At 52.1% G+C, this 13,327-nt stretch carries 12 protein-coding genes; 5 read left to right on the top strand and 7 right to left on the bottom strand.

Annotated features, from left to right (window positions below; genetic code table 11):
• Window positions 1-585 precede the first annotated feature (585 nt).
• Genes cysQ through cysG form a run of 6 tightly spaced genes read right to left on the bottom strand, consistent with a single transcriptional unit; the run spans window position 586 to window position 7,490 of the window.
• A complete protein-coding gene (cysQ, locus tag KCG43_RS19210) occupies window positions 586-1,329 on the bottom strand; it encodes a 3'(2'),5'-bisphosphate nucleotidase CysQ (RefSeq protein ID WP_192017799.1) in 744 nt (247 codons plus the stop codon).
• A gap of 15 nt (window positions 1,330-1,344) precedes the next feature.
• Entirely contained in the window at window positions 1,345-1,962 is a 618-nt protein-coding gene (gene cysC, locus KCG43_RS19205; protein WP_192017798.1) for an adenylyl-sulfate kinase, read from the bottom strand.
• 24 nt (window positions 1,963-1,986) lie between these two features.
• Complete coding sequence (locus KCG43_RS19200; RefSeq protein WP_192017797.1) at window positions 1,987-3,714, bottom strand: SLC13 family permease; 1,728 nt, start codon at window positions 3,712-3,714, stop codon at window positions 1,987-1,989.
• A gap of 5 nt (window positions 3,715-3,719) precedes the next feature.
• Complete coding sequence (gene cysN, locus KCG43_RS19195) at window positions 3,720-5,144, bottom strand: sulfate adenylyltransferase subunit CysN (protein WP_218386920.1); 1,425 nt, start codon at window positions 5,142-5,144, stop codon at window positions 3,720-3,722.
• 11 nt (window positions 5,145-5,155) lie between these two features.
• Window positions 5,156-6,064 (bottom strand): sulfate adenylyltransferase subunit CysD, encoded by a 909-nt coding sequence (cysD, locus tag KCG43_RS19190; protein ID WP_192017795.1) that lies wholly within the window; start codon window positions 6,062-6,064, stop codon window positions 5,156-5,158.
• A 13-nt stretch (window positions 6,065-6,077) separates the two neighbouring features.
• Window positions 6,078-7,490, bottom strand: coding sequence for a siroheme synthase CysG (gene cysG, locus KCG43_RS19185; RefSeq protein WP_192017794.1), 1,413 nt, complete (start codon window positions 7,488-7,490; stop codon window positions 6,078-6,080).
• Between the two features lie 396 nt (window positions 7,491-7,886).
• Here cysG and KCG43_RS19180 point away from each other — a divergent pair, with 396 nt between their 5' ends.
• The 3 genes from KCG43_RS19180 (at window position 7,887) to KCG43_RS19170 (ending at window position 11,053) form a co-directional block, all read left to right on the top strand.
• On the top strand, window positions 7,887-9,842 hold the full coding sequence (locus tag KCG43_RS19180) for a bifunctional 2',3'-cyclic-nucleotide 2'-phosphodiesterase/3'-nucleotidase (RefSeq protein ID WP_218386918.1): 1,956 nt from the start codon (window positions 7,887-7,889) through the stop codon (window positions 9,840-9,842).
• A gap of 97 nt (window positions 9,843-9,939) precedes the next feature.
• Entirely contained in the window at window positions 9,940-10,512 is a 573-nt protein-coding gene (locus KCG43_RS19175) for a Crp/Fnr family transcriptional regulator (protein ID WP_218386916.1), read from the top strand.
• A gap of 76 nt (window positions 10,513-10,588) precedes the next feature.
• Entirely contained in the window at window positions 10,589-11,053 is a 465-nt protein-coding gene (locus tag KCG43_RS19170; protein WP_192017791.1) for a GNAT family N-acetyltransferase, read from the top strand.
• An 8-nt stretch (window positions 11,054-11,061) separates the two neighbouring features.
• On the opposite strand, the gene KCG43_RS19165 is transcribed toward KCG43_RS19170, so the two are convergent.
• Window positions 11,062-11,769: a LysM-like peptidoglycan-binding domain-containing protein gene (locus KCG43_RS19165; RefSeq protein WP_192017790.1), complete on the bottom strand. Its 708-nt coding sequence runs from the start codon at window positions 11,767-11,769 to the stop codon at window positions 11,062-11,064.
• Window positions 11,770-11,906: 137 nt separating this feature from the next.
• On the opposite strand from KCG43_RS19165, the gene KCG43_RS19160 reads away from it, so the two are divergent.
• Together KCG43_RS19160 and KCG43_RS19155 are read left to right on the top strand one after the other, a co-directional pair.
• Window positions 11,907-12,527 (top strand): FKBP-type peptidyl-prolyl cis-trans isomerase, encoded by a 621-nt coding sequence (locus KCG43_RS19160; protein WP_192017789.1) that lies wholly within the window; start codon window positions 11,907-11,909, stop codon window positions 12,525-12,527.
• Between the two features lie 173 nt (window positions 12,528-12,700).
• The gene (locus KCG43_RS19155; protein WP_225445381.1) at window positions 12,701-13,189 is read left to right on the top strand and encodes a DUF2780 domain-containing protein; all 489 of its coding nucleotides are present in this window, start codon (window positions 12,701-12,703) and stop codon (window positions 13,187-13,189) included.
• The last annotated feature ends 138 nt before the right edge of the window (window positions 13,190-13,327 follow it).

Below are 13,327 nucleotides of genomic sequence, written 5' to 3'. Positions count from 1 at the left end.
ACTGTATCATTGTCGAGTGCCCACACAGATTGCATGGTCAAATTGTTAAAGAGCGTTGACTCAACGTTATGTCTCGTTGGTCAGGGCTGCGTATTCTACCCAGCATTTTTTCTCAGTCAAGCGTTATTTTAAAAACTTTCTCAAACACCTTCTTAACCAAGCACTCACCAAGGATAACTTCAGGTTTTAAACCTTTAGCACCTTTTACTCGGCGAGGGTGCGCATTTTACAAAAACAAAAACGAGTGTCAACCCTGTTTCTCTTTCTTTTTGCGCCACTTTCAGTTCACACAAGTTATTCACAAGTTACCAAGAACTTATTCAAACCCGTGTGTGCCCTGTCAGTGAGGCGGCATTATAGGGGGTTAGCTGAAAGCAGCAAGTGTTTTTTGGTGATTTTATTGCAACCGGCTACCTTTTACTCTGAAACTGATAAAAAACACAAAAAACAGCCAAAACAGGTATGGGACAGACACGATAAAGAAACAGAGACTCAAAGGAGAACGTAGAAACTGAGGAAACGATCAGCTCAAACCACTAGAGCAGAAGAGCAACCCGTCGGGTTACCCCGACGGCATAAAAGCATTTACTTACAGCTAACCAGGAAAGAAGGGTTCAGCAACTCTTCCCTATGATATTGCAGTGGCTCTTGATTAAATAAGGTAACGGATGCACCTGCACTTTCTGCTATACACTGACCGGCAGCGGTATCCCACATCATGGTTGGCCCTAAACGCGGGTAGAATTGTGCCCTTCCTTCTGCAACCAGACAAAATTTCAGGGATGACCCGACCTCAGTCATCTTGTGCTGACCCAACTTATTGAGAAAGTCAGCCATGTCCGGACTTGGATGAGAACGGCTCCCCACCACGGTCGGCACTGTTGCTTCTCTCACTCGGATTGGTTCCCGACCAGCCTTGGTTTGCAGCCAGGCTTTATTACCGTCTCCCAGCCAGGTTTTACCCAAAGCAGGAGCATGCACTATGGCAAGCACGGGCCTACCTTCCTTAATCAAGGCAATGTTAACCGTAAACTCACCGTTTTTCCGAAGAAACTCTTTTGTTCCATCAAGCGGATCCACCAGCCAGAATGATTGCCAGTGCTGACGGTCACGCCATTCAGTATGAGCAGATTCCTCAGAGAGAATTGGGATATCGGGCGTAAGCTGTAATAAATGACGGACTATCACCGCATTGGCAGCCAGGTCAGCTTCAGTGACCGGGCTCTTGTCCGCTTTTTCTTCAACCCGGACATTGCTGTGATAACAGTCCATGATGGTTTGCCCTGCTTCCAGTGCAACCTGATAGAGAGACTCCAGTAGTGCGCTCACGCTGTACTCCTTGTCTTAAATAATGTGACGCTGTTTTAATGCTTCCACGCACAGAGTCACCAGCTCATCAACCGATGCGTTGCCCGCTTGCAGATGAATCTCTGGATTCGCCGGCGGCTGATATTCAGAATCAATGCCGGTAAAGTCTTTAATCTCTCCCGCTCTGGCTTTCTTATACAGGCCCTTAGGATCGCGCTTTTCACATTCTGCCAGAGGTGTATCCACGAAGACTTCAATGAACTCTCCCTCAGGCAGGAGTTCACGAACCAACTGACGCTCAGTTCTATGGGGAGAGATAAACGCGGTCAGCACAATGAGACCAGCATCAGCCATCAGCTTAGCCATTTCCCCGATACGTCGAATGTTTTCCTTACGATCCTCAGCAGAGAAACCCAGATCCTTGCACAGGCCATGGCGAACATTATCGCCATCCAGCAGATAAGTATGGAAGCCCTGTTCAGCCAGGCGATTTTCCAACGCCCCGGCCACCGTCGATTTGCCGGCACCGCTCAACCCGGTAAACCACAGCACGCAGGGTCTCTGATTTTTTAACTGAGCACGCTGTGCTTTATCGGTCTGGTGATTGTGCCAGACCACGTTTTCATTTTCATGGGGTTGAACGACAGCGGTCATTTTACACTCCGTTGCTATAACACATTAAAAAGGAAAGAACTGCGGGATCAGGGCTAATACAACCACTGAGTACATCACGGAAAACGGCAACCCGATCCGTAGATAATCTCGCAACTTATAGTTGCCTACGGTGTAAACGAGCAAATTCGTCTGATAACCATAAGGTGAAATAAAACTGGCACTGGCACCAAACAGCACCGCCATAATAAAGGGCATAGGATCGACCCCATAGCTCAGTGCCAGACTGTACGCTAAAGGGAAAGACAAGGCTGCCGCAGCATTGTTCGTCACCAGCTCAGTCATCAGCAAGGTCAACAGATACACGGCCACTAACCCGCCGTAGACGCCCCAGCCATTAAAGGACGTCATCATGATATTGCCCATCTGCTCAGACAGGCCGCTGGCAAGCATCAGTTGAGCCAGTGATAATGCCGAGCCTACAATCACCACTATATCAATTGGAAAACGGCGGCGAATTTCGGCAAAGCTGATGATACCGGTTGCCAGCAACAACAAAAGATAACCGGCCAGTCCTTTGATCAGAGGTAAAGCATCCAGCAGGCCCGCGGTAATCACAGCAACAAAACCGCCCAGCACGGCCATGCTCTTGGTGCTATCCAGCCGGGCGCTGGAGTCCAGACCATTGATCAGGACAAATTCACGATTTAACGTCTGCTTTTTCTCATGAAACGTTTTGCCGGGCACAATCACCAGAGTATCACCAGGATGCAGTTCAATATTACCCAGTCCGCCGGCCAGACGTTCATGGCCGCGACGGATCGCCACCACCACAGCATCAAAACGTTCGCGGAACTGCACGCTTTTCAGCGTTTTACCCCGAATACCGGCAGAATGACTGACCACCACTTCCATCATGGACTGCCCATTGAGGTGGTGCTGGCCAAATAACCTCAGTCCGTCGATTTCCTGTAAGGTCGTGACACTTTCGATATCGCCACAGAACAGCAGTCTGTCACCGGCCCGCAATACCGTCTCGGGACACACAGGTGCAATCGTCTTGCCGTCACGAATGATTTCTGCCAGAAACAAGCGGCGCAGTGCCCGTAAGCCATTTTCAGCAACCGACTTGCCAACCAGCGATGAGGTCGGCTCTATTTTGGCTTCCAGAAAGTAAGGCAGTTCATCCTGGCTGCTGTCATCGTAATTGGGTAGAAAGTGGCTGAGGGGGATCAAAAACACCAGCCCGACCAGCAACACCGCCAGTCCAATCATTGAAGGCGCAAAAAAGCCCAGGCTGGGTAACCCGGCATCTTCGACAAAGCTGTTTACAATCAGATTGGTCGAGGTACCAATCAGGGTCAGCGTACCGCCTAATATCGCGGTGTAGGACAGTGGTATTAACAAACGAGACGGCGCATGGCGCTGATTACGCTTTACTGCGCCAATCAAGGACACCACCACTGCCGTGTTATTGGTAAAGGAAGACAGGAAAGCCGTCGACAGGCCAAGCTTGGCCACCACAGACGTTTGTCCTCCCTGAGAAATTTGGCGCCCGACCCAACTGATCAGGCGCGTTTTTTCAAGAGCAATGGAAACAAGGATCAGCAGGACCAGGGTCAGCAACGACGCGTTGGTGAAGTTACCCGCCAAAGTTGACAGCTCTATCATCCCGGTTTGAAAACCAATAAAGGCTGTACCTGCAAACAGATAGGCAGGTTTGATTCTGGTGGTGATCAAACAGGTTATGATCACCACCAGCATCGCCAGTACCAGAGCTTGTTCCCATGCCATCGGCATTACCCCAGCAACTTACTGAGATCTTTGGCACCCCAGTGCGGGAAGTGCTTACGGACCAGCGCGTTGAGCTCAACCTCAAAGGCGCTGTATTCCTGCTGAGACGGGGCGGATTCCGTCAGCGCCTCACGCACCATGCCGGCACCCACAGTCACATTGGTCAGGCGGTCAATCAGAATAAAACCACCGGTATCGGCACAATTCTGGTATGAATCGATCGCGATAGACTCATTGAGCACCACTTCGCACAGTCCAATGCCGTTGAGAGGCAGCACATCGGTGGCAAAGGTGTCCAGGTTATTAATATCAACCTGATGGCGAATCGCACTAACCGAGCCGAGCGTTTTCTTGCCCGCCACTTTGATATCGTACTGACGACCGGTTTCCAGTGGTGCTTCAGCCATCCAGACAATGTCAGCCAGTAGCTGATTGCTGAGTGCAACGTCGTCACCAGCATGAACGATAGTGTCACCGCGGCTGATATCAATCTCATCGTTCAGGGTCAGCGTAATTGCCTGCCCGGAATGAGCCTGAGCCAGATCACCGTCGAAAGTCACAATACGGGCAACCGTTGACGATTTACCCGATGGCAACACTTTCACCGCATCTCCGACAGTCACAGTGCCCGAGGCCAGCGTGCCTGCAAAGCCGCGGAAGTCCAGATTCGGGCGATTAACATATTGCACAGGAAAGCGTAATTCACCGTCCACTTTTTTGTTGATTTCCACACTTTCCAGCAAAGACAGCAGCGGCTCGCCTTCATACCAGGGTGTCAGCTCACTGGCGGTGACGACATTGTCGCCTTCCAGTGCCGACAGCGGGACCAATTGGATATTGATGTCAGCATTGAGCTTTTTGGCAAACGCCAGATAATCATCCCGGATCTGCTCGAAACGCGCCTGCTCAAAACCGACCAAATCCATCTTGTTGACGGCCACCACAAACTGGCGAATCCCCAGCAGGCTGGCAATGTAGGAGTGGCGACGGGTCTGATCCAGCACACCTTTACGGGCATCAATCAGGATCACCGCCACATCACAGGTAGAGGCCCCTGTCGCCATGTTGCGGGTGTACTGCTCATGCCCCGGGGTGTCGGCAATGATGAACTTGCGTTGCTGAGTCGAGAAATAACGGTAAGCCACATCAATAGTGATGCCCTGCTCACGTTCCGCTTGCAGACCGTCAACCAGCAAGGCCAGATCCGGCTTACTGCCAGTGGTGCCCACTTTCTGACTGTCAGCGTGAATAGCGGCCAGTTGATCTTCATAAATTTGCTGTGAATCGTGCAGCAGACGGCCAATCAGCGTACTTTTGCCGTCATCCACTGAACCACAGGTCAGGAACCGAAGCAGAGACTTGTTCTGGTGCTGATCCAGATAAGCTTCAATGCCCAGCTCAGCTACTTGTTGTTGAATTGCGCTGTTCATGTCCCGACTCCTTAGAAATAACCCTGACGTTTCTTCAATTCCATGGATCCCGACTGATCGTGGTCGATCGCCCGTCCCTGACGCTCACTGGAGGTGGCCACCAGCATTTCTTCGATGATCTCAGGCAAAGTTTTGGCCTCAGATTCAATCGCCCCGGTCAGCGGGTAACAGCCCAAGGTACGGAAGCGTACGCTCTTGTGTTCAATTTGCTCACCCGGACGCAGCTTCATGCGGTCATCATCCACCATGATCAGCATGCCGTCGCGATCAACCACAGGACGTTCCTGTGACAGGTAGAGCGGCACAATATCGATGCCTTCCAGGTAGATGTATTGCCAGATATCCAGCTCGGTCCAGTTCGACAGCGGGAACACTCGGATGCTCTCGCCTTTGTTGATCTGGCCGTTATAGGTCTTCCACAACTCAGGACGCTGGTTTTTCGGATCCCAGGTGTGGTTTTTGTCGCGGAAAGAATACACGCGCTCTTTGGCACGGGATTTCTCTTCGTCACGACGGGCGCCACCAAATGCGGCGTCGAAACCGTACTGGTTCAGTGCCTGCTTCAGGCCCTGGGTTTTCATAATATCGGTATGCTTTGACGAGCCATGCTCGAACGGGCTGATACCCATCGCCATGCCTTCCGGGTTTTTATGCACCAGCAGGTCAAAACCGTATTTCTTCGCTGTCGCATCGCGAAACTCGATCATTTCGCGGAATTTCCAGTCGGTATCGACATGCAGCAGCGGAAAAGGAATTTTCCCCGGATAAAAGGCTTTACGGGCCAGATGCAGCATCACCGATGAATCTTTACCGATGGAGTACATCATCACAGGGTTATCAAACTCAGCGGCCACTTCACGGATGATATGAATACTCTCCGCTTCGAGCTGCTTAAGGTGGGTAAGGCGTTTCGGATCCATCTTTCTCTCCATGTTAAGCCAGGCTCACGACAGCGGGGTGTGGTTGCCCTTGTTGTTCCTGCTTTCCGAACCAATGTAATTTATCCGCAAGAGTCACCACTTCACCCACCACGATGAGTGACGGCGATTCTGCATTCTCTGCCAGTTGAGCCAGCTCGCTCAGTTGGCCTCTGAAGACTTTTTGCGATGCCTGCGTGCCGCGCTCGATAATCGCAATCGGCGTTTCTGCAGCGCGGCCATGCTGAATCAGTTGTTGCTGGATGTGGCTTGATTTCATCAGCCCCATGTAAATCACCAGCGTCTGCTTACCGCGTGCCAGTGTAGACCAGTCGAGATTGTCGCTGTCCGGCTTGGTATGACCAGTAATAAACATGGCACTTTGTGCATGATCTCTGTGTGTCAGGGGAATTCCGGCATAGGCCGTCGCGCCGGCTGCGGCGGTAATGCCCGGCACAACCTGGAACGGGATACCGGCATCAAACAGCACTTCCAGCTCTTCTGCTCCGCGGCCGAAAATGAAAGGATCACCGCCTTTCAGGCGAACCACCCGTTTACCCTGACTGGCGTATTCCACCAGCAGGCGGTTAGTTTCTTCCTGCGGCACACTGTGATAACCGGCGCGTTTACCAACACAGACCAGCTCTGCATCACGGCGTACCAGATCCATGATGTCGTCCGATACCAGATAGTCATACAGCACCACATCGGCCTGCTGCATTAATTGCAATGCACGCAGGGTCAGCAAACCGGCGTCGCCGGGGCCGGAACCAATCAGTGCAACCTGGCCCTGGGTAGTCACCTGCTGGGACTGGCGAATCAATTCCTGCTCGGCTTCTTTATCTTGCCCGGCGGCAACCAGCTCGGCGAAACGGCCGTCAAATGCCTGCTCCCAGAACAGACGGCGGGCAGACAGGCTTTTCACCGTATTCTTCAGGCGATCGCGAAACTGGCCTGCCAGCGTCGCCATTTTACCAAGATGCTGAGGCAGCAAGGCTTCCAGCTTCTCACGGACCAGACGCGCCAGTACCGGCGCTTTGCCAGAAGATGAAATAGCCACAATAAGAGGAGAGCGATCAACAATCGATGGCACGATGAAACTGCAACGCTGGGTATCATCCACCACATTCACCAGCACCTGTCGCTGATTTGCCGACTGGTACACCAGAGCATTGATGGCTTTGCGATCGGTGGCAGCGATAGCCAGAAAGATACCGTCAAGGTGTTCTGGCATAAAATGCTCAGCAAGAAGAGTAATGTCACCGTTATCTGCCGCCTGCAGAAAATCGGCATTGAGCTCAGGAGCAATGACACGAACATCGGCACCGGCTTTAAGCAGCATCCGGGTTTTACGCCAGGCCACTTCTCCACCGCCTACTACCAGGCATGGGCGACGCTTTAAATCGGCAAAAATAGGTAAATAGTCCATAGTCACTGCTCTTACTCTCTGTACGTAACAGCACTATAGACGGGGCAAGTTATTACCTGAAATTCTAAAATTTCATTTTTTATTCCCAAAAGTTTAGCTTGGCCGACTTAACCACCTTGCGGGAACAATCCTTCCTGATATCTCAGCAAATCGCCCCTAACACCGTATAAAACAATCACTTTTCCGGTTTTTATCCATTAAAAATAGCTTATCTTATGCCTTTAAGATCTAACTCTTTCGCCCGTCCGCATACCTGAATACAGTGGCTCGAGAAAGAAACCTAATGCAGAGCAAGGAAGCGCACTCAGGTCACATATCTGACAAGCTCTTGCATTTCATTAACAGTATTTTTGCTACTTTTAGCGCGTAACTTACTCCATTAATGACGGTGAAATCATGTCTTTAAGAGCAAAACCACTTTCACTTGCCATACTGGGCGCACTGCTGGCAGCAGCAGACCCGGCACTGGCAGACACCATTCAACTGCGCATTCTTGAAACCACCGACATTCACGCCAATGTCATGGACTACGACTACTACAAAGATAAAGCCACCGAGAAAACCGGGCTGGTCCGTACCGCCACCTTAATCGAGCAAGCCAGGCGCGAAGTCACTAACAGTGTGCTGGTTGATAACGGCGATCTGATTCAGGGCAGCCCGATGGGTGACTACATGGCAGCGAAAGGTCTGGCAGACGGTGATGTTCACCCTGTCTATAAAGCCATGAACCCACTTGATTACGAAGTAGGCAACATAGGTAACCATGAATTCAATTACGGGCTGGATTTCCTGCAAGCGGCATTAAAAGGCGCAAACTTCCCCTATATCAATGCCAATGTCTACGACCTCAGGACGGGGGAAAACCTCTTTACCCCTTATCTGATTAAAACCTATCGCCTGAAAGATACCGACGGCACAGAGCATGAGGTAAAGATCGGCTACATCGGCTTTGTGCCGCCGCAAATCATGACCTGGGATAAAAAGAATCTGGAAGGCAAGGTGAGCGCCAGAGACATCAAGCAAACCGCAGACTATTTCGTGCCTAAGATGAAAGCCGAAGGCGCCGATATCATAGTCGCGATTCCGCATTCAGGCGTGTCTGCCGATCCTTACCATGCCATGGCGGAAAACTCGGTTTATTACCTGACAGAAGTGAAAGGCATAGATGCAATCGCCTTCGGCCATGCCCACGCTGTCTTCCCGAGCCAAACCTTTGCCAACCTGCCCAATACGGACATAGAAAAAGGTACTATCAATGGTGTCGCGGCTGTGATGCCCGGCCGTTGGGGCGATCATCTGGGGGTGATCGATCTGGAGCTGACCCGGCAAGATGGCAAGTGGATAGTGACTGAGCGTCAAACCCAGGCTCGCCCGATATTTGCCGACGGCAAAGCGCAGGTAGCGGCGGACAGTAAACTGGTCGCAGCCGTGATGGAGGATCACAAGGGGACACGTGAATTTGTAAACCAGCCGATCGGTAAAGCCAGTGACGTGATGTACAGCTATCTTGCGCTGGTACAGGATGATCCGACCGTACAGATTGTGAACCTGGCACAGAAAGATTACGTGGAGCGCTTTATTCAGGGCGACCCGGATTTAGACGGCCTGCCTGTGCTGTCGGCTGCCGCCCCGTTCAAGGCAGGCGGCCGGGCGAACGATCCGGGCAACTACACCGAAGTGGAAGCCGGCCAGCTGACCTTTCGCAACGCAGCCGATCTGTACCTGTACCCCAATACCCTGGTGGCACTGAAAGTGACAGGCAAAGAAGTCAAAGAATGGCTGGAGTGCTCTGCCGGACAATTTAACCAGATTGATCTCAGCTCAGGCGCGCCACAGTCACTGATCAACTGGGAAGACTTCCGCACCTATAACTTCGACGTGATTGACGGTGTTCAGTATCAGGTGGATGTCTCTCAGCCCGCCCGTTACGACGGTGACTGTAAGCTCATCAACCCGGCATCCGAACGGATCCAGCAATTAACCTATCAGGGCAAAGCCATAGATCCGGCCCAGCCCTTCATCATCGCAACTAACAATTACCGCGCTTACAGTGCCAAGTTTGCCGGGACGGGTGAGCAATTCATCGCCTTTGCAGCACCGGATGAAAACCGCACCGTGCTGGCCAGTTACATCAGCCGGGTAAGTAAAGACGACGGGCAAGTTGTACCGAGTGCCGACAATAACTGGCGCTTTGCCCCGCTCAGGAGCACAACGCAACTGGACATCCGCTTTGAGACCTCACCGAGCGACAAAGCGGCATCCTTTATCAAAGACAAAGGTCAGCATCCGATGAAACAAGTCAATACAGATGCTGCCGGCTTTGCAATTTACCGGATTGACCTGCAACACTGATTTCAAACCATACAAACGATATCCCAATACCGCGGCCTGTGGTCGCAGTATTTTTTGGTAAGCTAGATATAGATGACTTCAACAACGACAGAACACTATGACCTCACCACTCGCGCAATTTCTGGCCCTGCACAGTGCCGATCAGGCCACTATCGATCAGGCACTGTCACTGGCCGAACCGTTAGAACTGCCTACCCGGCATGTGCTGATCAATCAGGGAGAACTGGCAACACAGGCGTATTTTCTGATTGATGGCCTGTGCCATGCCTGTTACATCACCGGAGACGGTAAAACCATCAGCAAAGATTTCTTCTGGGAACAGGATCTGCTGATTGGCTTTGAAAGCCTGCTGACCGACGAGGGATCGCCCTATCTGCTGGAAACCTTGTCACCCTGCCTGATCCAGACCCTACCAGCAGAGCTGATTCTTCGCTGGCGCGATGACCATCCAGCCCTGTATATGGCCCTGGCCGAGAGGCAATTGCTGTTCCGGGAACAAAAAGAGCAGTTCATGCGCCTGTACAGCCCGGCACGACGCTACGCCCTGTTCACTGACAGCATCGGTGAGCTGGCAACACACATCACTGCGCCACAACTGGCATCGTTTCTAAACCTGTCACTGAACCAGCTGGACAGCCTGCAGCGTCATCTGGCCGCGTCAGGAAAATAAACGCCGGTTGCGATATCTCATCGCGCATTTTATGCTGGTACTCAGGTACAGAAGCCGTAGTAAAAGGACACAATCAATGCAGTGGCAATGCCTTCGTTTTGATCAGCTCAGCACTGATCAACTATATGACATCATGAAACTCAGGGTGGATGTGTTCGTGGTTGAACAGAACTGCCCGTATCCGGAACTCGACGGCCACGACAAAGCTCAGGGTGTGCATCATTTAGTCGCTTATGACAATGGCACTCTGATGGCTTATCTGCGGTTATTACCGCCAGGCACAACCTACGACAATGTCAGTATTGGACGGGTGATCACCGCTGAAGCAGCGCGCGGGAAAGGGATGGGAAGTGTCTTGCTCACCCATGGGCTGGCGTACGCAGAACAACTGTGGCCGGGGCAGGACATTGACATCGGCGCACAGTCGCACTTGCAGAGTTATTACGGGCGCTTTGGCTTTGAGCCAAGCTCTGACGAATACCTGGAAGACGGCATTCCACACATTGATATGCGGCTGACGAAAACTCCGGCAACCGCCTGATTAATCCATTACTTACCGCGGGCAAAACTACCGTCAGAGCGGCGGAAAAACATCACAGGATCGCCACCGCGGCTCTCAATCTGCAGGACATCCAGATCCCCATTGGCCAGTTGTTTGTAACGCAATAACTGGCCAGATTTAATGTAACTGAGGGGTTTGTCTTTACCTTCAATCGCAGCAATGGCGTACAGATCGGTCAGAGGTAACGACTTGGCACGAAAGATGGTCGCCAGGGTTTCGCCTTTTTTGACTTCATAATTTATCCAGTTTTCAGCAGAAGCTGGCTGCCGGGACGCTGCCGTCGCTGAAGTTGACGAAGATGTCACCGCGGTTGGCGACGCCACAGATTTGATGATTGCCGGACGAGGCGGCGATACCGGCTCTGGGCGCTGGTCGACAGGTAAACGCGCGGGCTCATCCAAGTTCAGCGCCACTTCCTGACGCACAGGCTCGCTGCCGGAGATAGTAGGTTCTGGCTCTGAAGCCGGCAGCAGGAACAGCACAACCACCACAGGGATCAGTACCAGTAAGGCTTTGCGATGAAACCCTGGTAACAGTTGCCAGTAGGGCTGCACCCTCAGTCGGGCCTTCTGCCATTGTGTCTGGCCTGCTTCACGCCAGTTCAGTTGGCTGAGCCGGGTTTTCCATTCCGTCAGCGACACCTGTGTCAGGGCCGGGGCCGATTTCTTCCGGTTACGGCGTTTCGCTTGTCCCATAACAACTACTCTCCATCACTCTGCGCCAAAACTTCAGGGTCACGCTTTGATGCGACCTCTGTTCACAAAAGTTTACCCCTGAGGGTTGAAACTGTTATCCTGCCCGCTTAATTCACTCGACATAAAGAGACGACACTATGTCTGACGTTAAACTAGATACAGTTGAAACTAAAGCGAGCTACGGTATTGGTCTGCAAATGGGCCAGCAACTGGCTCAAAGTGGCCTGGAAGGCCTGAACGTTGCAGCCATTGCCAAAGGCATCGCCACCTCGCTGACTGGCGACATGCCAGAAATCGCTGTAGACGACATCAACGACGCACTGCGTGATCTGCACACCCGCGCAGAAGAAGCTCGTCAAGTACAAGCTCAAGCTGCTGCTGCTGAAGGCGAAGCCTTCCTCAAAGATAACGCACTGCGCCCAGAAGTAACAGTAACCGAATCTGGTCTTCAGTACGAAGTTCTGGTTGAAGGTAACGGCGAAATCCCAACGTCTGACAAGCAAGTACGTGTTCACTACCACGGCCAACTGACTGACGGCACTGTATTCGACAGTTCAGTATCACGTGGTCAGCCAGCAGAATTCCCGGTCACCGGCGTTATCGCAGGTTGGGTAGAAGCTCTGCAAATGATGCCTGTCGGTTCTAAGTGGAAATTGTATATTCCACAAAACCTGGCATACGGTGAGCGTGGCGCTGGTGCTGCCATCCCACCTTTCGCTGCACTTGTTTTCGAAGTTGAGCTGCTGGACATCCTGTAAGTCCTGCCGCCCTTCTGAAAAACGGTGCTTCGGCACCGTTTTTTTGTCTCATATCAGCAACATACCCTGACAATAACCTGACAAACGCCCTCTTTTATCTTTTCCAGACTACGCTTAGAGTAGCTTACGGCTTCCCCACGGGAAAACCTCATAACGATTCTAAGGAGAACACTATGACCCGAGCTCTACTCCAACGCTGCTGGCTGGTTGCAATGCCATTACTGGCCAGTCTGGCCCTTAGCCCTGCCGCCCATGCTTTTAGCCTTTCCGACTTATTCGGCGGCGGTGACGATAAAATGGAAGCCCTGGCCAACAACCCCCTCGCCAGTATGCTGACCGATCAACTCGGTGTCAGCACCGAACAGGCAGCGGGCGGTGCCGGTGCACTGCTGTCCATGGCGGCCAGCCAGTTAAGCGGCGATCAGGCCACCGAGCTGACCAAGCTGATCCCAGGTTCAGAAAACCTGATGGACGCCATTCCTGCCGGACTGGGCGGCATGCTGAATAACATGGACGCGCTGGGTCCGGTCTTCACCGCATTAGGGTTAGATGCCGGCATGATCAGTCAGTTCGTTCCCATCATCACACAATTTCTGGGCACCCAGGGCGCCAGTGCCGGGCTGATTGATACCCTGACCAAAATCTGGACACCAGCCAGCTGACCAATAACCTGATACCGGGCAGCGAGCGTAACGATTTCACCTTTTTCGGCTGTCAGCCTCAGGTCAATTTTCTGATTACCAATAAAAAAACCTGACCGGTTTCCCGATCAGGTTTTTTATTTCCACAATGTAAAGCTG

The sequence above is a fragment of the Photobacterium sp. WH24 genome, from assembly GCF_019204055.1.
In the GTDB taxonomy this organism is placed as follows: Bacteria; Pseudomonadota; Gammaproteobacteria; order Enterobacterales; family Vibrionaceae; genus Photobacterium; species Photobacterium arenosum.
This window is presented reverse-complemented; position numbering and strand designations above follow the sequence as displayed.

What these genes read in the sequence shown, in the direction of transcription:
- KCG43_RS19200 (WP_192017797.1), bottom strand. Translation starts at nt 3,714, where the DNA reads ATGGCATGGGAACAAGCTCTGGTACTGGCGATGCTGGTGGTGATCATA.
- KCG43_RS19175 (WP_218386916.1), top strand. Translation starts at nt 9,940, where the DNA reads ATGACCTCACCACTCGCGCAATTTCTGGCCCTGCACAGTGCCGATCAG.
- cysC (WP_192017798.1), bottom strand. Translation starts at nt 1,962, where the DNA reads ATGACCGCTGTCGTTCAACCCCATGAAAATGAAAACGTGGTCTGGCAC.
- KCG43_RS19170 (WP_192017791.1), top strand. Translation starts at nt 10,589, where the DNA reads ATGCAGTGGCAATGCCTTCGTTTTGATCAGCTCAGCACTGATCAACTA.
- KCG43_RS19155 (WP_225445381.1), top strand. Translation starts at nt 12,701, where the DNA reads ATGACCCGAGCTCTACTCCAACGCTGCTGGCTGGTTGCAATGCCATTA.
- cysG (WP_192017794.1), bottom strand. Translation starts at nt 7,490, where the DNA reads ATGGACTATTTACCTATTTTTGCCGATTTAAAGCGTCGCCCATGCCTG.
- KCG43_RS19180 (WP_218386918.1), top strand. Translation starts at nt 7,887, where the DNA reads ATGTCTTTAAGAGCAAAACCACTTTCACTTGCCATACTGGGCGCACTG.
- cysD (WP_192017795.1), bottom strand. Translation starts at nt 6,064, where the DNA reads ATGGATCCGAAACGCCTTACCCACCTTAAGCAGCTCGAAGCGGAGAGT.
- KCG43_RS19165 (WP_192017790.1), bottom strand. Translation starts at nt 11,769, where the DNA reads ATGGGACAAGCGAAACGCCGTAACCGGAAGAAATCGGCCCCGGCCCTG.
- KCG43_RS19160 (WP_192017789.1), top strand. Translation starts at nt 11,907, where the DNA reads ATGTCTGACGTTAAACTAGATACAGTTGAAACTAAAGCGAGCTACGGT.
- cysN (WP_218386920.1), bottom strand. Translation starts at nt 5,144, where the DNA reads ATGAACAGCGCAATTCAACAACAAGTAGCTGAGCTGGGCATTGAAGCT.